Annotated in this window: 15 protein-coding genes; 3 read left to right on the forward strand and 12 right to left on the reverse strand. The window is 62.1% G+C overall.

The features are described 5' to 3' along the window. Window positions 1-104: 104 nt before the first annotated feature. Window positions 105-1,187: a recombinase RecA gene (recA, locus tag LJY25_RS18320; RefSeq protein ID WP_227609926.1), complete on the reverse strand. Its 1,083-nt coding sequence runs from the start codon at window positions 1,185-1,187 to the stop codon at window positions 105-107. A 200-nt stretch (window positions 1,188-1,387) separates the two neighbouring features. Between recA and LJY25_RS18325 the strand changes: the two genes are divergently transcribed. Then, window positions 1,388-2,560, forward strand: coding sequence for a hypothetical protein (locus LJY25_RS18325; protein ID WP_227609927.1), 1,173 nt, complete (start codon window positions 1,388-1,390; stop codon window positions 2,558-2,560). Further along, window positions 2,560-3,618, forward strand: a complete 1,059-nt coding sequence (locus tag LJY25_RS18330; RefSeq protein ID WP_227609928.1) for a potassium channel family protein — start codon at window positions 2,560-2,562, stop codon at window positions 3,616-3,618. The genes LJY25_RS18325 and LJY25_RS18330 overlap by 1 nt, the downstream gene beginning before the upstream one ends. Before the next feature lie 43 nt (window positions 3,619-3,661). Here LJY25_RS18330 and LJY25_RS18335 read toward each other — a convergent pair whose 3' ends face one another. Next, entirely contained in the window at window positions 3,662-4,234 is a 573-nt protein-coding gene (locus LJY25_RS18335; protein WP_227609929.1) for a GNAT family N-acetyltransferase, read from the reverse strand. A gap of 182 nt (window positions 4,235-4,416) precedes the next feature. Between LJY25_RS18335 and LJY25_RS18340 the strand changes: the two genes are divergently transcribed. After that, a complete protein-coding gene (locus tag LJY25_RS18340; protein WP_227609930.1) occupies window positions 4,417-5,301 on the forward strand; it encodes an SDR family NAD(P)-dependent oxidoreductase in 885 nt (294 codons plus the stop codon). Between the two features lie 144 nt (window positions 5,302-5,445). On the opposite strand, the gene LJY25_RS18345 is transcribed toward LJY25_RS18340, so the two are convergent. The 10 genes from LJY25_RS18345 to hrpB form a co-directional block, all read right to left on the reverse strand. Then, window positions 5,446-5,892: a hypothetical protein gene (locus tag LJY25_RS18345; RefSeq protein WP_227609931.1), complete on the reverse strand. Its 447-nt coding sequence runs from the start codon at window positions 5,890-5,892 to the stop codon at window positions 5,446-5,448. Between the two features lie 137 nt (window positions 5,893-6,029). Then, window positions 6,030-6,992, reverse strand: coding sequence for an AAA family ATPase (locus LJY25_RS18350; protein ID WP_227609932.1), 963 nt, complete (start codon window positions 6,990-6,992; stop codon window positions 6,030-6,032). 106 nt (window positions 6,993-7,098) lie between these two features. Next, complete coding sequence (locus LJY25_RS18355) at window positions 7,099-8,487, reverse strand: peptidylprolyl isomerase (RefSeq protein WP_227609933.1); 1,389 nt, start codon at window positions 8,485-8,487, stop codon at window positions 7,099-7,101. Window positions 8,488-8,737: 250 nt separating this feature from the next. Further along, window positions 8,738-11,035 (reverse strand): peptidylprolyl isomerase, encoded by a 2,298-nt coding sequence (locus tag LJY25_RS18360; RefSeq protein WP_227609934.1) that lies wholly within the window; start codon window positions 11,033-11,035, stop codon window positions 8,738-8,740. Window positions 11,036-11,208: 173 nt separating this feature from the next. After that, entirely contained in the window at window positions 11,209-11,622 is a 414-nt protein-coding gene (locus LJY25_RS18365; RefSeq protein ID WP_227609935.1) for an ATP-binding protein, read from the reverse strand. A 22-nt stretch (window positions 11,623-11,644) separates the two neighbouring features. Then, a complete protein-coding gene (locus LJY25_RS18370) occupies window positions 11,645-11,974 on the reverse strand; it encodes an STAS domain-containing protein (protein WP_227609936.1) in 330 nt (109 codons plus the stop codon). A gap of 14 nt (window positions 11,975-11,988) precedes the next feature. Beyond that, window positions 11,989-14,079: a PP2C family protein-serine/threonine phosphatase gene (locus LJY25_RS18375; RefSeq protein WP_227609937.1), complete on the reverse strand. Its 2,091-nt coding sequence runs from the start codon at window positions 14,077-14,079 to the stop codon at window positions 11,989-11,991. A 196-nt stretch (window positions 14,080-14,275) separates the two neighbouring features. Beyond that, window positions 14,276-15,748 carry an IMP dehydrogenase gene (gene guaB / locus LJY25_RS18380; RefSeq protein ID WP_227609938.1) on the reverse strand — a complete coding sequence of 491 codons (1,473 nt, stop codon included), beginning with the start codon at window positions 15,746-15,748 and terminating at the stop codon, window positions 14,276-14,278. A gap of 90 nt (window positions 15,749-15,838) precedes the next feature. Beyond that, window positions 15,839-16,663 carry a DUF2490 domain-containing protein gene (locus tag LJY25_RS18385; RefSeq protein WP_227609939.1) on the reverse strand — a complete coding sequence of 275 codons (825 nt, stop codon included), beginning with the start codon at window positions 16,661-16,663 and terminating at the stop codon, window positions 15,839-15,841. A gap of 161 nt (window positions 16,664-16,824) precedes the next feature. Beyond that, on the reverse strand, window positions 16,825-19,362 hold the full coding sequence (gene hrpB / locus LJY25_RS18390) for an ATP-dependent helicase HrpB (protein WP_227609940.1): 2,538 nt from the start codon (window positions 19,360-19,362) through the stop codon (window positions 16,825-16,827). Window positions 19,363-19,420 lie beyond the last annotated feature (58 nt).

The following is a 19,420-nucleotide window of genomic DNA, read 5'->3' on the forward strand; positions in this document are numbered from 1 at the left end:
TGTTGCACGTTGGTCTTTCAGATTAGCTAGTTAGGTTCAGCTGGAAACAAAAAAGCCCGCTGCGGGTGCAGCGAGCTTTTTACAGAAGCTAGAAGCCAAAAGGCTTACAGCGTATCGTCGTCTTCGTCGCCTTCCTCAACCGGGATGGCAGCCAGCGCAGCGGCAGGCTCACCCTTCACCAGGTCCCGGATCTGCTGCTCGATCTTGTCGGCCAGCTCGGGGTTGTCGTGCAGGATGGTTTTTACGCCCTCGCGGCCCTGGCCAAGCCGGTCGCCGTTGTAGGAGAACCAGGAGCCCGACTTGGCAATGATGCCCATGTCGACGCCCAGGTCGAGGATTTCACCGATTTTGCTGATGCCTTCACCGTAGATGATGTCGAACTCGACCACCTTGAAGGGCGGGGCCACTTTGTTTTTTACCACCTTCACCTTGGTGCGGTTGCCGGTCACGTTGTCCTTGTCTTCCTTGATCTGGCCGATCCGACGGATGTCGAGGCGAACCGAAGCATAGAACTTCAGGGCGTTACCACCAGTGGTGGTTTCGGGGTTACCGAACATCACGCCAATTTTCTCACGCAACTGGTTGATGAAGATGCAGCAGCAGCCGGTTTTGTTGATGGTACCGGTGAGCTTGCGCAGGGCCTGGCTCATGAGGCGGGCCTGCAGACCCATCTTCGACTCACCCATGTCGCCTTCCAGTTCGCCTTTGGGCACCAGGGCGGCCACAGAGTCAATCACGATGATGTCGATGGCACCCGAGGAAATCAGGTGGTCGGCAATTTCGAGGGCCTGCTCGCCATTGTCGGGCTGGGCGATGAGCAGGTTGGTGGTGTCGATACCCAGCTTTTCGGCGTAGGCTTTGTCAAATGCGTGCTCGGCGTCAATGAAGGCGGCAATGCCACCTTTCTTCTGCGCTTCGGCAATGCAGTGCATGGTCAGCGTCGTCTTACCCGACGATTCCGGGCCGTAGATTTCCACTACCCGGCCGCGGGGCAAGCCGCCGATGCCGAGGGCAATGTCGAGACCCAGCGAACCGGTGCTGATGGCCGGAATATCGACCACCTTGTTGTCGCTGAGCTTCATTACGGTGCCTTTGCCGTAGGCCTTGTCCAGCTTGTCCATGGTCAGCTGGAGGGCTTTCATTTTTTCGGCGTTGGCGTTGACGGCTTTGTCAGTAGTAGCAGCCATTAGAAAGGGGTTAGGGATAAATGCTTAGGTTTGGTGAATGTAGCCTTTTGAGGGCGTTTTTACAAGTGTTGGGCCGGCTTTCTTGCGGGCTGGGAAGCCTGCTTTCGGGTGGCTATTCGAAACCGCCGGAGTCTATATTCCGTTCCCGCAATGCTAAAAAAATTTGCTGAAAAAGGGGTAAAGATTGTATGCTAAAAATTTTGTCAAAGTTAGCCCCTGATACCCAGCGCGAACCACTTAAACTGGCAATCGGGGCCCTGCTTTTTTTTCTCTTCAGCAGCCTGCCGGGTCAGGCCCAGCTCAACAACCAGGCGTTTCTGCAGCCGCTGGACGTGCGACCCGAGTACGACCAGCAGCTGCGCCTGAGCGTAGAGGGCTTCCTCTTCAACAAGGACAACGAGTACTTCAACAAGATTGACGACGGCCGTACCTACTACGGGGCCCACCTGGCACCGCGGCTGATTTACTTTCCCAGCCCCAACCTGCGCCTCGAAGCCGGGGTGTTTCTGTGGAAAGACTATGGTACGCCCCGCCTGCAGCAGGTGCGGCCCCTGTTTACGGCCATCTACCAGAACGGCCCCCACCGCCTGCTGTTCGGCAACATTCAGGGCCACCTGCACCACGGCTACATCGAGCCTATGTTCGACTTTGAGCGGGTGATGACCAACCGGCTCGAGGAAGGCTCCCAGTACCAGCTCAAAACCCGGCGCGTGCAGCTGGATGCCTGGGTGAACTGGGTGCGGCAGCAGTACCGGTTCAGCAACTTCCAGGAGGAAGTAGTAGGCGGACTCAGCACCGAGTACACCGTGCACCAGGATTCCTCGGGCTGGCGGGTAGGGGTACCGTTTCAGTTCACGGCCTCCCACAACGGCGGGCAGATCGACACACTCGACAAGCCCCTGCAGACGCTGTTCAACTTCGCTACCGGCCTGCGGGTGCGTAAGCAGCTGCCCTCGACGTTTTTCCGCGCCGTGCACGCCGACGGCTACGTGACCCGGTTTATCGACTACTCCTTTACCTCCGTGCTGCCCTATCAGAAAGGCAATGGACTCTACCTGAACGCGGGCGTGGATACCCGGATTTCCTCCCTGCAGCTGGCGTACTGGCGGGGTAATGGGTACATTTCTCCTCTGGGCGGGCGGCTGTATCGGTCCATCTCCGCCACCGTCAGTGACCCCAACTACACGGAGCAGGTGCGGGAGCTGATTATCCTGCGCCTGCTACACGACTACCACCTGCACAAAACCCTCACGCTGACCACGCGCTTCGAGCCGCTCTACGACCTGGGCAACAAAAGCATCGACTTTTCCTTTGCGCTCTACCTAAACTTCAACCAGGAGTTTCTGCTGACTACGCTGCGCCGCGCCGACTGATGCCCTTGCGACCCTCCCAGATCAACCGGCTGAAATACGCCGCTGCCCTCACGCTCTCCAGCGTTGTCATCGGGATAACCGGGTTCATGACCATCGAGCGGTTCAACGCGCCCGACTCTTTTTATATGTCGGTGATTACGGTGGCGGGCGGCGGCTACGACGTATTGCGGCCCCTGTCCCAGGCCGGGCGTATCTTCACTTCCTTCTATATCCTCTACAACCTGCTGGTCGTTGCCTACCTCGTGTCGGTGATTACGACCTTCATTTTCGACGGGGAGCTGCAAAAGATTTTCAAAATGTACCGGACGGATCAGGAGATTAAGCGCTTCAGCGGCCACGTCATTATCTGCGGGTTCGGCAGCAACGGGCGCAAAGCCTACCAGAAGCTGCTCCACAACAACGTGCGGGTGGTGGTAATCGAGCAAAACGAGCAGCTCATCAAGGAGCTGACCGAGGGCCGGAACGGGGCGGACATTGACGGCGACGGGGTGCCCGGCGGCAAGATCTTCTACGTGCTCGGCGACGCCACCCTGGATCCGGTGATGGAGCAGGCCGGCATCGGCCGCGCTTCCGCCATCATTGCGGCCCTGCCCAAGGATTCGGATAACATGTCGGTGTCCCTCTCGGCCCGGGCCCTGAATCCGCGGCTCAATATCATTGCCCGCGCCTCGCTGAAAGCCTCGGAACGCAAGCTGATTGCGGCCGGAGCCAATTCCGTGGTGATGCCCGATGAAATCGGGGGCTCCCACATGGCCGATCTGGTGGTGCGCCCCGAGGTAATCCGGTTTATTGATTTGATTTCGGGGCTTAGTGCCGGCAAGCTGCGCCTGGAGGAGCTGAGCTTCCAGCAGCTCCGGCGCGACCTGCAGGGCCGCAGCATCCGGGAGCTGGACGTCCGCTCCCTCACCGGCGCCACCGTCATTGCCCTGCGTCAGCAAAGCGGGGCCCTGCTGGTAAGCCCGGATGCGGATTATTGCCCCGCTCCGGGCGACGTGCTGCTGGTATTGGGCAGCGAGGCACAGATCGAAACCTTTGAGGTACAGTACCGGCAGCTGTAGTAGAAGGAAAGGCTGTCTGTAGAAACAGGGCCAAACCGGCGTCTTACTGCGGGCGGGCCAGGGCATAGTAGAAGATTTCCGGCTGGCTGCGGCCGGGCCAGCGCCGCGTGCGGCCATTGGCCCGGCGAAAACCACAGGCTTCCGCTACGGCGCAGCTGCGCGGGTTGTCGGAGCGGCAGCGGATCAGCAGGCGGGCCGCGCCGGGTATCTCCCGGAAGCCGAACTCGACGGCGGCTGCCAGGGCCTCGCGGGCGTAGCCGTGGCCTTCCGCCTCCCGCGACAGATAGTAGCCGATTTCGGCCGTGACGGGCTCCTGCCAGGTTGGCTTCAGGCTGATGTCGCCCAGGTAGTGCCCGGTGGTCTGCTCCCAAAAACCAAATACGTAGAGCCGGCCGGTGCGCCAGTCCTGATCGAAGCCCACCAGCACCCGGCGGGCATCCGCCGGCGTCTGTACAGCCGCTACCCGGGAGGGAAATGCGGGCTGAAGCCGCTCCCGGTTTTCGCTTAGCAGCTTAAAGAAGACGGCTTCGTCGGCCTCGCAGTAGGGACGCAGCAGCAGGCGGGCCGTGCAAAGCGGCTGCCGGGGCGGAGCGTAGACGGGGGCGCCAAAAAGCATAGCAACAGGGTCGGGAGCAGTACCTACGCGTCTGACGGCATTCCGGGTGCCGGGTTGCACGTGGGAAGTAACCCGGCAGCGGCAGGAGCGTTTAGCCAGAAGCTGCCCACCGGTGGACAGCGGCTTACTCAATCTATCCTAACCCGGCCGCGCTGAGCAGGCGTGCCAAACAATTACAGCAGATGAAAAGAAGACTCGAAGGCAAAGTAGCTATTGTCACTGGCGGGGGCGCCGGCATCGGCGAGGCCATCAGCAAGAAGTTTGCCCAGGAAGGGGCACAGATAGTCGTGTGTGGCTTTGCCGAGGACCCGGTACACGCCGTGGTCGAGGAGATCCTGTCGGCCGGCAGGCAGGCCGTGGCCTTCACCGGCGACATTTCCGACCAGACTACCGCCGAAGCCTGCGTACAGCTGGCCGTGAGGCACTTCGGCCAGCTCGACGTGCTGGTCAACAACGCGGGCGTTTTCCCGGCCACGGCCACGCTGGACGAGTACCCGGTAGAAGCCTTCGAGTACATGATTAAGAACAATATCTACTCCGCCTTTATGATGAGCCGGGCGGCGCTGCCTTACCTGCAGAAAACGCGGGGCAACATCGTTTCAGCGGGTTCCGAGTCGGGCCGGATGGGCATTGCCCAGAACACGCCCTACGGCGGCACGAAAGGCTTTATTCACTCGTTCATGCGGGGCGTCGCCGTGGAGCAGGCCCAGTACGGCGTGCGGGCCAACTGCGTGTGCCCCGGCCCTATCGACACGGCCTGGACCCACAAGGAAACCGGCCCGATGGACGCCAAGATGGAGAAGGGGTTGATATCGGGTACGCCCATGGGCCGGCGGGGCACGCCCGAGGAGGTAGCTAACGTCTACTTATTCCTGGCTTCCGACGAGGCCAGCTACGTAACCGGGGCGCTGTATTTCGTGGATGGCGGCACTACCGTCTCCAAGGGCCCCCACGGCGACGATGTACCGAGCAGCCTCAAAAAGGAGCCGGCCGGGGAGCTCAACCTGGAACATGCCAAAGACGGCCACACCAAAATCCGCCCCGACGCCGCCGGCCACATGAGCTGATTCTTTTAAGCTGCTAGCTGATGGCTGTTAGCTTTTTTGCTGAATACAAAAAGCCGCCCTGGTTGACGAGGGCGGCTTTTCTGTTTGAGAGGCTTCTGCTTTGTCAGGCCGAAAGCTAATAGCTATCAGCTAGTGGCTAATAGCTTATTTCTTAACCACAGCCAGGCCCTGGAGGTGGGGGTGAGGATGCTGGTAGGGGCTGCCCAGGGCCTGCTGGATGCGCATCACGTTCACGAGGCGGGCCGTTTCATTGAAGAATTCCAAACAGCGGATCAGCATTTCCTTGGTCAGCACGCGGCCTTCGGGTGTACGCATGTAGGAGCGTTTGTCTTCCAGGATGCGGCGCATGATAGCTTCCGTCTCGGTTTCGTGCTGCAGGTACTGGTCCCTGAACTCGGCCAGGCGGGCCAAGCCGTCGGTAGTGAGGCGAAAACGGTCACCGCCCTGGTTCAGCACCTCGCAGAGCACGTACACTTCGAGGGGCAGCGCGGTTTCGAGCGGCGTCGTGCGCAGCTCCAGGCCAGCCCGCAGGGCATCCAGGATAATGTCGACGTTGCGCTTAAACTGCTCGTAGTAGCCGGAAACTTCCATGTGGTTGGGGTCTTAGGGTCTTGGGGTCTTGGATGTTGGGGGCTTAGGGTCTTGGGATGGACGGCTATTCCGCACAGTCTGCGACAGGTCCGGAGTAAAACACCAGGACCCTACTATCCAAGACCCCACTAACCGACCTACAAAAGGTCTTTTACGATCTGCTCAACGGAAATGCCTTCGGCTTCGGCCTTGAAGTTACGGACGAGGCGGTGGCGCAGGATGGGCAGAGCTACGGCCTTTACGTCCTCGATGTCGGGCGAGTACTTGCCGTTGAGCAGGGCATTGCACTTGGCGCCCACAATCAGGTGCTGCGAAGCCCGGGGTCCCGCGCCCCATTCCAGCAGCTGACTTACGCGGGCGTGTGCCCGCTCGGTGTTGGGGCGGGTTTTGTGCACGAGGCTTACGGCATACTCCACCACGTTGTCGGCCACGGGTACGCGGCGCACCAGCTGCTGAAATTCCTGAATCTGAGCCGAGTTCAGAATCTTGCCCACCTTCTGCAGTTTGTCGGACGTGGTGCCTTTCACGATGTTCAGCTCTTCCTGGTAGCTGGGGTAGCCCAGCTGGATGTTGAACATGAAACGGTCCAGCTGCGCCTCGGGTAGGGGGTAGGTGCCTTCCTGCTCGATCGGGTTCTGGGTGGCCAGCACAAAGAAAGGACGCTCCAGCGGATACCGTTTGCCGGCTACCGTCACGGAGTATTCCTGCATGCTTTCGAGCAAGGCGGCCTGGGTTTTCGGTGGCGTCCGGTTGATTTCGTCGGCCAGCACAATGTTGGCAAACACCGGTCCGCGCACAAACTGAAACTCCCGGCTCTGGGTCAGCGTCTCGGAGCCCACGATGTCGGACGGCATCAGGTCGGGCGTGAACTGAATGCGGTTGAACGACAAATCCAGCGACTCGGCAATGGTGTGAATCAGCAGCGTCTTGGCCAGGCCGGGTACGCCTACCAGCAGGCAGTGGCCCTGGGAGAAAACGGCCGTCAGTACCAGGCGCACGACTTCGTCCTGCCCCACGATGACCTTGCCGATTTCCTGGCGCAGGGTCTTGAAGGAGGCGGCCAGCGCGTCAGCGGCTTCTTTATCGGAGGAGAAAGGCATTAAATCAGAAGCTAGGAGATAGGAGCTAGGAGTCAGGAGGTAAAAGTCAGGGCACCGGAGCAATACTCTCCTGGCTTCTAACTCCGGGCTCCCAGCTCCTCAAAAATTAGTTTACCGTGTCCAGCAGCTTGCAGTCGGCATACTGGGGGTCGGCCTCGATGTAAACGCTGCCGCGGTTCTCACGAAACCACTCGTCCAGTGCTTTGTTTTTCTTCTCGTTCAGGGCGGCTCCGGCAATCTTCTGGTAGTCGTCCTTGAGGTTGGCCTGGTGGGGCGGGGTATTGGACTTCAGCCACAGAATCCGCATGGCCTCCTTGCCGTCGTCGGTACGGTAAGGCATGGGAGGCGTGATGTGGCCCACTTTCATGGTGTCGATGGTGAAGAAGATGGCCGGGTCGAGCTTGTCGAGGGGCAGGTAGGAGCTGCCGTCTTCCCGGTTGGCCAGCAGTCCGCCGTTGGCACCGCTGTTCTTGTCATCCGACAGGTCCCGGGCAGCTTTGGTAAACGAGATGCTGTCCTGCATGATCCGCCTGCGGATTTTGCTGAGCTCCTTGGCGGCTTCGTTTACGTCGTTGCCGCCGGTTTCGGGCTTGATCAGGATGTGGCGGGTACTGTAGGTTTCGCCTTTCCGCTCAATCAGCTGGATAAGGTGGAAGCCAAACTGCGACTCAACCACCGGGGAAAGCTGCCCCGGCTCCAGGCGCAGGGCGGCCGCTTCGTACTGGGGCACCAGTTCCTTGCGCTTAAAGAAGCCCAGGTAGCCGCCTTCCACGGCCGAGCCGGGGTCCTGGGAATACTGCTTGGCCAGGGTGGCGAAGTCTTCCCCGGCCTGGATGCGGGCCCGGATTTCGTTGAGCTTGGTCTGGGCTTCCTGCTTGGCGCGGGGGTTCACCTGGGCAAACTTCACGATCTGGCCTACTTCCACCTCGGTCGAGAAGTACGGCAGGCTGTCCTTGGGCACGCGGTTGAAGTACTGGCGCACCTCCCGGGGCGTAACGGTCACCCGGCCGGCAATTTCCTGCTGCATCTTCTGCTGAATCAGCTGCTCCCGTACCTGGGGACGCAGGTCGTCCTTGAGCTGCTTCAGAGGCTTGTTGTAGTATTCTTCCAGCTTTTTCTCCGAGCCGATCTGCTGCACGAAGTAAGCCATGCGGCGGTCCAGCTCCCCGCGCACCTGTTCGTCGGTCACCACCACGGAGTCGGTTTCGGCCTTGGCCAGCAGCAGCTTGTTCATCACGATGCTCTGCAGGATGCGGCAGCGCAGGTCGGGGGGCAGGGGGCGGCCTTCGGCCTGGGCCTGCTGCTGGGCGTAGATGTTTTCCAGGTCCGAGCGGAGCACAATCTGGTTGTCCACCTTCACGATGATGCCGTCGACAATCTGACGGCCAACCGGCCGGCCAATGCCCAGCTGAGCATAGCCAGAAACGATGGTACCGGCCAGCAGGGCCACGCTCAGCAGCGCCCGACGGGCCGACGTTGAAAACAATTGAATCATTGGTAGCAAAGAAAGTCTCGACCCGACAGGAAGCAGTGCCCGGTCCGTACAGCTGGTGAAACGCACAAAGCCGCGCGCAAATTTCAACATAAATCCTGGCACCGGCAAAAGCCGGCTTTTCCGGCCCGACAGTCCGGCGTAGCCTAAGGAGCCCGCCCGACTGCCGGCAGTTGCATCCGGGTTGGGCCGGGCGGTCAGCAAAACGCCCCGGCGGGGCCGGGGCGTTGCGGATTCATCAGCGAAAGGAAAGCTACTTGGTTACCAGCTTGTCGAGCTCGGCCTGGTTTACTTTCACGGGATACTTCTCGCGTAGCTGGGCTATCCACTGCTTTTCCAGATAATTCTGGTAGTCGGAAGTAGCCTGGCCGCGGGCCTCGCTCAGGGTTTTGGGACCCGAAGGAAGAGTTTTGTCAATCGTGATGGCGTAGTAGCGGCCATCCTTCTGCACTTCGTAGGTGCCGGGGCCCCGGGTCAGCAGCTCGTCCATCACCTTGTTGTCGCCCTTCTGGAAGATGCGCTGCTGAATCTGCACCGACAGCGGGTTCTGGGCGTTCAGCTGCTCTTCGAGGGCAGTCGGGCTGGTGCTGCTCAGCGTTACCAGGGCCGTATTCTCGGCGGCCGGGGCAGCGGCGGTAGCCGAGGTGATGCGCCGGGCCGGTACGCCTTTCCGGGTCAGGTAGTCGGTAACCAGGGCAGCGCGGCGCTTGGCCAGAGTAGCCGTTTCGCCCCGCTTCACGCGGCCGGTTACCGTAACGAGCAGGGTAGTGTCGGCGCTCATGCGGGTGGCGAGCTTATCCATATTCAGCCAGCCGGCTTTGTTTGATACCTCGGCCGCGCCGGTTCGGAAGGGAACAACCAAAGGAGCATCCTTGAGCGCGTAGCGGCCGGTCGTCATCGACTTGCGGGCCTGGGCAAGCAGCTGGGGCGAGGCGGCGCTGACCACGGTGCCCTGCACGCGGGTGTCCCACTGGTACTTGCTCTGGTTCTCGGTGAAGAACTTCTGCAGGCCGGTGGTGTCTTCAATGGCTTTGCTCCATACCTTCTCGTCCATCAGCTGGAACAACAGAATACCGTCGCGGTACTCTTTCACGAGCATGCGGTAGTCCTCGTACTTGGTTTCGAGGTTGCTTTTCTCGAAGTCGGTCAGGCTCTGGTCCACGTACTGGTCGTAGAGCAGCTGCATGGCGTAGCGGGGCTCCGAGCCGGCCCGGGCCCGCTGGTTTTGCTGCACGTAGGACAGGAAGTCCTTTACCAGGTAGGGCTTGCCTTTGATAGTAAACAGCGTCGCGTTGCCGTCCGTGGCTTTGCTGGCCTTCGCCGCAGCCGCCGGCGCCGTGTACTTGAAGCGGCCGTTTACAAGCGAGGTATCCGCTTTGCTGAACGCGAAGTCCTTGCCGGCTTTGTTTTCGGTGAACTGATTTTCCTGGCGGATGCGCTTGAGGAAGGCGGCGCGGTTGAGCTCCGAGCGGGAGTCCTTGGCCACCTTGCTTTTCAGGGAAGGCTCCAGGTCTTCAAACTTCGGTACGGGCTGCTTTTCAATCAGCTTGATGATGTGCCAGCCGTAGGGCGTCTGCACGGGGGCGGCAATGTCGCCGGGATTCTGGAGCTTGAAGGCAACTTCCTCGAACGAGGGAATCATGCGGCCGGTGCCGAAGGGGGGCAGCTCCCCGCCATTGGCGGCCGAGCCGGCGTCTTCCGAGAACTGGGCCACGAGCTTGTCCCAGTTTTCCTTGCGCTGCAGGCGGCTGTACAGCTCGTCGATTTTCTTTTTGGCCGTCACGGAGTCAGCCTTGGGCATGCCGGGGGTGGCCCGGATCATCAGGTGAGCCACTTTAATCTCGCCCTGGGCCGTGCGCACGTCGTTGACCTTGATCAGGTGGTAGCCGAAGCGGGTCCGGACCGGCTGCGAAACCTGCCCCACGGGCGTTTTATAGGCTGCCGACTCAAACGGGTACACCATCTGCATGGCCGTAAAATAGCCGAGCTTGCCGCCGTTTTCCCGGGCCGAGGGGTCTTCCGAGGCTTCCTTGGCAACTTTGGTGAAATCCTCCCCGCCCGTCACGCGCTGGCGCAACGCCATTACTTTCTGGTAGGCCGCCAGCGTGTCTTTGGGGTCGGCGTCGGGGGCGAGGCGGATCAACACGTGGGCCGCGCTGATTTCCTTGCCCATCCGGTCGTAGGCCTCACGCACAAGCTGGTCGGTTACGCTTTTCTCCGTGAGGTAAGGCTGGGCCAGCTGCTGCTTGTAGCCGTCGAGCTCCCGCTTGAATGCCTGGGTGGTATCGAGGCCGCGCTGCTCGGCTTCGAGCACCTTCAGCTTAAAGTTGGTGTACAGATCCAGGTACTCCTGCACGCTGCTGCGGGTGCCGTAGTCCGGGGCGGTGCCGTTGTTTTTGCGGTACACGTAGGCAAACTCCGCCGCGGGCACCTCCCGGGTGCCGAGGGTTTCGATGACGGGCTGTTTGGCGGCAGTAGTAGGTTTCGTGGTCTGGCATCCGGCCAGCAGGGTTACGGCGGCAGTACCGACGTACAGAATGCGTTTGTGCATACAGAGAATAAGAAACTTCAGAGCAGTCAGCCCCGGATAAGCCTAAAAAACGGTTGACTGGCTGATGCAATTTTACGGATTTTTTTCGGCCTCGCCATCAGCACCAGCCCGGCTCTCAAGCCAAAAAAGGCATCCCCCGGAGGAGATGCCTTCTGACAGGAGTGCTGCTCAGCTCAGCCGATCTTTTTGGAAAGCCGGCAAAGGTTGTGGTGGTCGTCGTTGGTGAATTCCACCCGGTCCATGATGCGGTTGACGAGCGTCATGCCTACCCCGCCTTTTTTGCCCTGCCGGATAAACTCCTGCAGATCGGGCTCCCGGTAGGTAGCGGGGGAGTAGGAGGTAGGACTGTCGTCTTCGATTTCAATCGTGAACAGCCCATCGATAACGCTCACGCGCAGCGTCAGAAACTTGGAATCGTCTTCGGCGTTTCCGTGGATGATCAGGTTGGCTACTACTTCGTCAACGGCCAGCACAATCTGGTTGACCTGCAGCTCCAGCAGCGAGTATTTTTCCAGAAAATTAGTCACGAAATCACGCACCACCTTCAGGTTGTGGCGATTACAGCTAATCCGGAGCGAGTCTCTCATGCCCTGCTTTTCCTAACGGCGGTTAAACAGCAGTAGCCTCGGCCTGCGACGGCACGATGGTCATGAGCGTGTCGAGCCCGAGAATCTCAAATACGTTGTGCACTTTCTCCTGCATGTTGAAGAACACGAGCTTGACGCCGGCGTCCTGAAACCGCTGCAGATGGGAAATAAAAACGCCCAGGCCGGCCGACGAAATGTAGTTCAGGCGCTGGCAGTCGATAAGAACTTTCTGGTACTGGAGCACATCGGGCTTGTTGAGCTCCGTATCCAGCAGCACGGCGGAGCTGGCATCCAGTTCACCGTCAAGGCTTAACGTAAGAATGTTATTATCTGAGGTTTGAGTTACTTTCATAGGTGGGCAGTACGTCAGTTGGAGGTTTCGGGTTGGGCCGCTTTGAACTTAATAACCAGCAGGGTCTGGTCGTCGTGCATGGGCTGGCCTTTGCTGAATTCATTTAGGTCGGCCAGCATCTGCTCTTTGATTTCACTGGCTTCGAGATAGTAGGTGCGCTCCAGCATCTGCTGCAGGCGCTCTTCCCCGTATTCTTCCTGGTTGGCCCCGCGCGCTTCCACGATGCCGTCGGTGTAAATCACCATCACGTCGCCGGGGTTGTAGTCGTAGAACTGGTTTTTGATGTGCTTCTCGTAGGAGTCGGTGCGGATGATGCCCAGCCCCAGCCCCGCGGTGCGGAAGTACGACACCTCCTCCTTGATGGAGTGGTAGTACAGCGTGTGGCAATGGCCGGCCCGGGCAAAAACGAAGCCCCCGTGCTCGTAGTCGATGATGTAGAGGGCCGCCGTGATGAACGAGGACCGCTCCAGGCAGTGCACCAGCGCGCGATTGGCCATGGCCATAAACTTGCTGGGTACCGGAAACTTCTCCCGCTCGTCCCGGGCCAGGGGGTTTTCCTGCATCAGGGCGTGGAAAATCCCTTTCATCTGGGCCATGTGGAAGGCCGCCGTCACCCCCTTGCCCGACACGTCACCAATCAGAATGGCGAGGCGCCGGCCGGGCAGGTGCAGAAAGTCGTAGAAGTCGCCGCCTACTTCCTTGGCCGCCAGGGCGTGGGAGCTGATTTCAAACCAGTTGTCGGTCGGTAGCTCCTTGGGGATGAGGCTGTCCTGCACCGAGGAGGCAATCTTCAGCTCTTCCTTGACCCGCTCGCTCTGGATGGAAGCGGCCAGCAGCTGCAGGTTCTCGATACTGAGCACGGTCTGGCTGGTGAAGGTTTGCAGAATGCTCAGGCTTTCGCGGTCGAAGCCGTGGCGCTGCTCCTTGAGTAGGTACAGGGAGCCGTACTGCCGCTTGGCCGAGCGCAGCGGCATCACCAGCAACGACCCGAACCCCAGGTCCAGGGTGCGGAAGCCGCTGCTGTTGGGCAGGTCGTTGTTCAGGTATTCAATCTGGCTGAGGTTGTACTCGGCCAGCAGGTTGCGGATAAGGGTGCTTTGCTCCGGGCGCACGTTGTAGGCGCGGTTTTCCAGGGGCAGGGTTTCGTCGTCGATTTCCAGCCAGGCGGCATCGGCGGATACCGTCTGCACGGCCGCGTCGAAAAGCATCGTGTATACTTCCTGCTCGCTCTGGCCTTTCTGAATCAGCTGCGTCAGGCGCTGCAGACTCAGAATCTCTTCCCGCTTCTGCTCAAATACCCCCGCCGTGGGCAGGTTGAAAAGTGTCACCAGCAGGCCCATCCCCGAGAAGAACGTGGCCATCAAGGTCAGATTCAGGATAAAGTCCTGCTGCTGCACCGGCACGATGCCCTGCAGGCGCGAGCCGACATGCAGGAAATAAGCGGAGAAGCCCATCAGGGAAAGCAGCAATCCGAGCTGGAGCAGCAGCACTTCCCACTTCTGCCGCCGGTTCAGGTAGGCCACCCAGCGCTGGTTGCCGCTCATGTACACCCCGATAAGGGCAATCAAACCCAGGGTGATGAAGTTGGCCACCGGGGAGAACGTAGGAACGAACAGCCGTACCAGCACCAAAGCCAGCAGCACCTCGAAGGCCCGCCACTGGGTGCGCAGCTGGCTTGACGAGCGAAACAGCACCAAAGAGCGCCAGGCGTAGGTGGAATAGGTAAGCAGCAGGATAAACAGGCCGGCGTTCAGCGTGTAGGAAGCCGCAAAGAACTGCTGCTCATACCCGGGCCGCTCCTGAACCAGGAAACGCTCGAGCAGGTAGCATACTCCGCACACCAGCACCAGCAGGCCGGGGCCCAGCAGCAGCCGGCGCAGCAAACCCACGAAGTCAGTGCCCCGAAGTGGGTCAGGGCGGCTGCGCTGGTAGGCAAACGTGGCCGCGGTAAATACCGCCAGGGCCAGCAGCCCGGCCAGCGGCGTAGCAAGGCCCGTCGGCGCGGCCGGCTGATTTAGCCGCAGCAGCGTGCTGGTCAGCACCAATGCCCAGCTCAGAAGCATGAGCGGCAGCAGGGCAGCTCTTAGCGCCGGGGGCAAGGACATGCGGAAAGGAAAATTACGGGTACTCTCACGGTGAGGGAAAAGGCCGGCAAACGGGCCGCGGAAGACAACTGTACGGCAAAGCCCCCGGGCAACCAACTGGCTGGTGAAGATAGGAGGTGACGCCCAGAATCCGGCAGCCGGTGAGTTTAGCTGCTTTTTACCGGATTTGCCGCCTTTGCGTTACACGTACTACGCCTTAGCGGCTGCTGTAGTTGGGTGCTTCCCGGGTTACCTGCACATCGTGGGGGTGACTTTCGCGCAGGCCGGCGTTGGTGATGCGCACCATCCGGGCCTGCTGCAGGGCTTCGATGGTCGGAGCGCCGCAGTAGCCCATACCCGCCCGCAGGCCCCCGGCCAGCTGGTACAGCACCTCGGCCACGCCGCCCTTGAATGGTACCCGGCCCACAATACCTTCGGGGACCAGCTTCTTCACGTCGTCCTCGGCATCCTGAAAATAGCGGTCCTTGGAGCCGTCCTCCATGGCCTCCACCGAGCCCATGCCGCGGTAGGTCTTGAACTTGCGGCCTTCGTAGATAATGATTTCACCGGGGGCCTCCTCGGTGCCGGCCAGCAGGGAGCCTACCATAATGGACGATGCTCCGCCCGCCAGGGCTTTCACTGCATCCCCCGAAAACTTCACGCCCCCGTCGGCAATAAGCGGTACGCCGGTGCCTTCGAGGCCCCGGGCCGCTTCCATCACGGCCGACAGCTGCGGTACGCCAATGCCGGCAATGATGCGGGTAGTGCAGATCGAGCCCGGCCCCACGCCCACTTTCACGGCATCGGCGCCGGCGTCGGCCAGGGCCCGGGCTCCCTCGGCGGTAGCCACGTTGCCGGCCATCACCTGCAAATCGGGGTACTGCTGCTTGATACTCCGAACGGCGTCGAGTACCCCCTTCGAGTGGCCGTGGGCTGTATCGATGCTGATAACGTCCACCCCTGCTTCGATCAGGGCCGCTACCCGATCCAGCAGGTCAGCGGTGATGCCCACGGCAGCGCCTACCCGCAGGCGGCCCAGCTCGTCTTTGCAGGCCCGGGGGCTGCGGCGGCGCTTGCGGATATCTTTATAGGTAATCAGGCCCGCTAGGCGACCTTCGGAATCCACAATCGGCAGCTTTTCAACTTTAGAGTCGTGCAGGATGCCTTCGGCCGTAGCCAGGTCGGTGCCGGCCGGAACGGTAACGAGGGGCACGGCCGTCATCACTTCGGTAACCGACAAGGCCAGGTTTTTCTCGAAGCGCAGGTCCCGGTTGGTGAGCATGCCCTTCAGGCGCCGGTCCTGGTCGACGATGGGAATACCCCCGATGTTGTGCTTGCGCATCAGGCGCTTGGCGTCGTCAAGCGTGGCCGACTCATCGAGCGTGTAGGGGTCGAGAATCATCCCGCTCTCGGAGCGCTTCACCCGTCGCACCTGCTCGGCCTGGGCCCGGATGCTCATGTTCTTGTGGATGATGCCGAGGCCGCCTTCCTGGGCCATGGCAATGGCCATTTCCGCCTCGGTCACCGTGTCCATGGCCGCCGAGATGAACGGCAGGTTCAGGCGAATCAGGCGGGTAAGGGGGGTGCTGGTGTCGGCGTCGCGGGGCAGCACCTCGGAATAGGCTGGCAAAAGCAGCACATCGTCGTAGGTGAGGGCCTCGAAGGCAATCTTGGCGGGGGCGTCGGCCATGGCAAATGGAAGTTAGTAGGTTCCTTTTGCCGGGTAAAGCTACGCGGAAAAGTTTGGCCCATGGCAGTGGGGCCAAAAACTTAACAGGAACTAGGGCTGCTTTTGCTCAGGCGTGGCCGGTATTGCTCCGGGCTCCGGGGAAGGAGTGGAGGCCGGGCGGCGGAAGTCCGGGTTGAAGTTGAGCGCCAGCTGCAGGGTGTGGTTGCTTTCGTATACCCGGCCGCTGCCCTGCAGCACGATATGGTGCAGGTACCCCACTTCCACCGAAGTAGCTTTCGTGAACTGGTAGCCCAGGGCGGCGTAGGCCCGGTTCTGGTCGAAGATATTGCCGGTTACATTTTTACCGAAGCCAATCAGAATCTCGTCCGACAAAGCCAGAAAGGGCGTGCCCGGGTCGAGCGTGCTGCCCTTGAAGGGCAGCACCAGCCGGGCCATGTACCGGGCCCGGTTGAGGTAGGTATGCTCGGTCTGGTTTGGGCGCAGCACCCAGCGCTGCTCCAGCCGGTAGCGGTGCAGCAGGGTAGAGCGGCCCACGCTGCTCTTGACCAGGGCCTGCTGATAGATCCGGTGCTCGGAGGAGTTGCCGACGGCCGGATAGTCGCCGTACGGATACGAGTAAAAGTAGCCGTAGCCCCCGGTCAGCATGAGTTGTTTGTCCACGTAGTAGTTGATGCCCACGCGGGCAAAGTTCTGCAGCGGGTCGCGCAGCACGCGGGCGCGGCGCACCTGAGCCTCCGTGTGCACGCCCCACCGCTCCGTGAGGCGGGCGTCGCTGAAATACATCAGCCAGCTGTTGGTATTCGTGTCCCGGGTCCGGAAAGGTGGGGTGGTCTGAGCCTGGGCAGTGGAAGCGAAAAGGCAGCAGCAAAGCAGCAGCCCTGAGAGCTTGGAAGCAGTATGCGAAAGTTGAAACATTGGGCCAAAATTACCGAATAGTTAAGCCCCTACCGCCTTTGGCAACCAAGAGTTGCCTTTTAATAGGCTTTTAACCCGGTCTGCCGCGCAAAGCCGCATCATATCGCTAACCTGGCTGAACCGGAAGCCAACACGGGCATACCATCTGTTTAGGCTCCCCGCTACTTCAGTCCGTTCTGTCGGCGGGTGCCGCGCATCGGCTCGGCTTCGAGTGGGTTTTCGGGCCAGTAGTGCTTGGGATAGCGCCCCCGCAGGTCTTTGCGCACCTCGAAGTAGCCATTGGCCCAGAAGCTGCGCAGGTCGCGCGTGACCTGCACCGGCCGGTGGCCCGGGGAAAGCAGGTGCATCGTCAGCACGACTTTTCCCCCGGCAACCCGGGGTGTTTCGAAAAGGCCAAACACTTCCTGCAGACGCACGGCCAAGACCGGGGTGGCTGGGTCAGAGTAGTCGAGCGTAATCTGGGAGCCGGTCGGGACCTGCAGGTGTGCCGGGGCGAGGCGGTCCAGCTCCTGGCGCTGGGCCCAGCCCCCCGGCAGCAACCCCAGCAGGGCTTCGGCCAGATCGAGCCGGCTCACGTCAGCCAGGCTGCGCAGGCCGGTCAGGTAGGGCCCAAGCCAGGTTTCGAGCTGGTCGAGCAGGGCAGCATCCGACACATCCGGCCAGGACTCAGGCTCGAGGTGGTGCACAAACGCCAGCCGCTCCCGCAGCCGGGAAGCCCGCTCGCCCCAGGGCAGCCGGTCGATGCCCCGGGCGCGCAGCCCGTCGAGCAGAGCTGCGGCTACCTGCTCCGGATTGGGCTGCAGGGGCGCGTCGTCGAGCACCAGGGCGCCCAGGCGCTGCACCCGCCGGGCCGTGACCTTTTCCGTGGTCGGGTCCCAGCGTACTTCTTCGATAGTGGAAACCTGCTCCCCGAAGTGAGTTTTCAGCTCGGCCTTATCTAAAGGGGCAGCCAGCACAACCCGCGGAGCCGCCGCTGGCCCATCGAGGTAGGCAGCGGCAAAAAAGGCGGTGTCGCGGGCAAAGTGCTCGGCCGGCAGCGCCGCCCGCTGGCCCGTAATCAGGCGCACCCGCTCGGGGTTTTCACGCTGGGCGAGGCGGTCGGGATACGCCAGGGCCGTCAGCAGGCCGGCTGCTTCGGGCTCCAGGGCGGTATTGGCCACCCCGGCCCGGGTCCGGAGCACGGCGGCAGCCTCCCGCACCCGGTGCAGGGCGCCCTGGTCGGGGAGCAGGCCCGGGAGCGGCGCCCGGCCGCTGGCCAACGCTTCGAGCCGCAGGCGCAGGTCGGGCGGGGCGGTGCTGCCGTCGGCGGGGCGCAGGATGTCGCGCTCCGTGAGTAGCGCCGCCAGCGCGCAGGCCGTAGCGCCGTGACTTATTTCAATTCCCCGCACGACCAAATGGCCCAGTCGGGGCACGAGGCCCAGCCCGGCCAGGGCCCGGCCGTGGGGCGTCGGCTTGCCGTCGGTGGTGAGGGCGCCGAGGCGTATCAGCAGTTCCCGGGCCTGGGCAAGGGCCGCCGCCGGGGGCGCATCCAGCCAGCGCAGGCTCGCGGCATCCTGGATTCCCCACAGCGCCAGCTCCAGGGCCAGTCCGCTCAGGTCGGCGGTCAGGATTTCGGGGGGCAGGTGGGCCGGGCGCATTTCGTGCTCCGAAGCCGTCCAGAGGCGGTAGCAGGTGCCGGGCCCGAGGCGGCCGGCCCGGCCCCGGCGCTGGTCGGCCGCGGCCTGGCTGACGGGCACGGTCTGCAGGGTCGTAAGGCCGGTGCGGGGCTCGAAGTGCGGAATCCGGGCGTAGCCACCGTCCACCACCACCCGCACACCTTCGATGGTCAGGCTGGTTTCGGCAATGCTGGTCGCCAGCACCACCTTGCGCCGCCCGGCGGGGGCGGGGCGCAGGGCGGCGTCCTGCTGCTCGGCCGGCAGCTCCCCGTGCAGCACGTGGATGTCGATGGTGCCGGGCAGGCTGGCGCTGAGCTTGTCGCCGGTGCGGCGCTGGTCGGCCAGGCCGGGCAGGAACACCAGCACGTCGCCGGCCGGATGCTGGGCCAGGGCTTCGCGCACCATTGCCGGCGCCAGGGCCGTCAGGCGGTCGGCGGGGCGGCTGCCGGCCGCCGCTACCCGGGCCGGGGTCAGGTAGTGGGTGTCGACGGGGTGTTGCAGGCCGGCGCTGCGCACCACCGGGGCCCCGAGCCAGGCACCGAGCCGCTCAGCTTCGAGCGTGGCGCTCATGATGAGCAGGCGCAGGTCCGGGCGCAGCACGGCCTGGGCATCGAGGGCCAGGGCCAGGCCCAGGTCGGCCTGGAGGCTGCGCTCATGAAACTCGTCGAACAGCACCGCCGCCACGCCTTCCAGGGACGGGTCGTCCTGCAGCATCCGGGTCAGAATCACCTCCGTGGCCACCTCAATGCGGGTCTGGGAGGAGATGCGGCTTTCCAGGCGGACCCGGTAGCCGACGGTTTTACCCACCGGCTCGCCCAGAATGCTGGCCATGCGGGTCGCGGCGGCGCGGGCAGCGAGGCGGCGCGGCTCCAGCACGATGATGCGGCCGGTGGGCGGCATCCAGTCGGCTGCGAGCAGAGCCAGGGGTACGATGGTGGTTTTGCCCGCCCCGGGCGGCGCCTGCAGCACCGCGCAGGTCGTCCGGCCCAGCGTAGCCAGCAGCTCGGGCAAAGCGGCGCAGATGGGAAGGTCGGGGAGGAGCATGCTTTGGTGTTGGTTTGTAGTCGTTGGTTTTTGGTTATCGGAACTCAGCGGTTGTCAT

The sequence above is a fragment of the Hymenobacter translucens genome (assembly GCF_020685205.1).
Classification (GTDB): Bacteria; Bacteroidota; Bacteroidia; order Cytophagales; family Hymenobacteraceae; genus Hymenobacter; species Hymenobacter translucens.

Bases quoted from the DNA above. Each gene is read 5' to 3' on its own strand.
- recA (WP_227609926.1), bottom strand. From the start codon at position 1,187: ATGGCTGCTACTACTGACAAAGCCGTCAACGCCAACGCCGAAAAAATG.
- LJY25_RS18330 (WP_227609928.1), top strand. From the start codon at position 2,560: ATGCCCTTGCGACCCTCCCAGATCAACCGGCTGAAATACGCCGCTGCC.
- LJY25_RS18335 (WP_227609929.1), bottom strand. From the start codon at position 4,234: ATGCTTTTTGGCGCCCCCGTCTACGCTCCGCCCCGGCAGCCGCTTTGC.
- LJY25_RS18340 (WP_227609930.1), top strand. From the start codon at position 4,417: ATGAAAAGAAGACTCGAAGGCAAAGTAGCTATTGTCACTGGCGGGGGC.
- LJY25_RS18345 (WP_227609931.1), bottom strand. From the start codon at position 5,892: ATGGAAGTTTCCGGCTACTACGAGCAGTTTAAGCGCAACGTCGACATT.
- LJY25_RS18350 (WP_227609932.1), bottom strand. From the start codon at position 6,992: ATGCCTTTCTCCTCCGATAAAGAAGCCGCTGACGCGCTGGCCGCCTCC.
- LJY25_RS18355 (WP_227609933.1), bottom strand. From the start codon at position 8,487: ATGATTCAATTGTTTTCAACGTCGGCCCGTCGGGCGCTGCTGAGCGTG.
- LJY25_RS18360 (WP_227609934.1), bottom strand. From the start codon at position 11,035: ATGCACAAACGCATTCTGTACGTCGGTACTGCCGCCGTAACCCTGCTG.
- LJY25_RS18365 (WP_227609935.1), bottom strand. From the start codon at position 11,622: ATGAGAGACTCGCTCCGGATTAGCTGTAATCGCCACAACCTGAAGGTG.
- LJY25_RS18370 (WP_227609936.1), bottom strand. From the start codon at position 11,974: ATGAAAGTAACTCAAACCTCAGATAATAACATTCTTACGTTAAGCCTT.
- LJY25_RS18375 (WP_227609937.1), bottom strand. From the start codon at position 14,079: ATGTCCTTGCCCCCGGCGCTAAGAGCTGCCCTGCTGCCGCTCATGCTT.
- guaB (WP_227609938.1), bottom strand. From the start codon at position 15,748: ATGGCCGACGCCCCCGCCAAGATTGCCTTCGAGGCCCTCACCTACGAC.
- LJY25_RS18385 (WP_227609939.1), bottom strand. From the start codon at position 16,663: ATGTTTCAACTTTCGCATACTGCTTCCAAGCTCTCAGGGCTGCTGCTT.
- hrpB (WP_227609940.1), bottom strand. From the start codon at position 19,362: ATGCTCCTCCCCGACCTTCCCATCTGCGCCGCTTTGCCCGAGCTGCTG.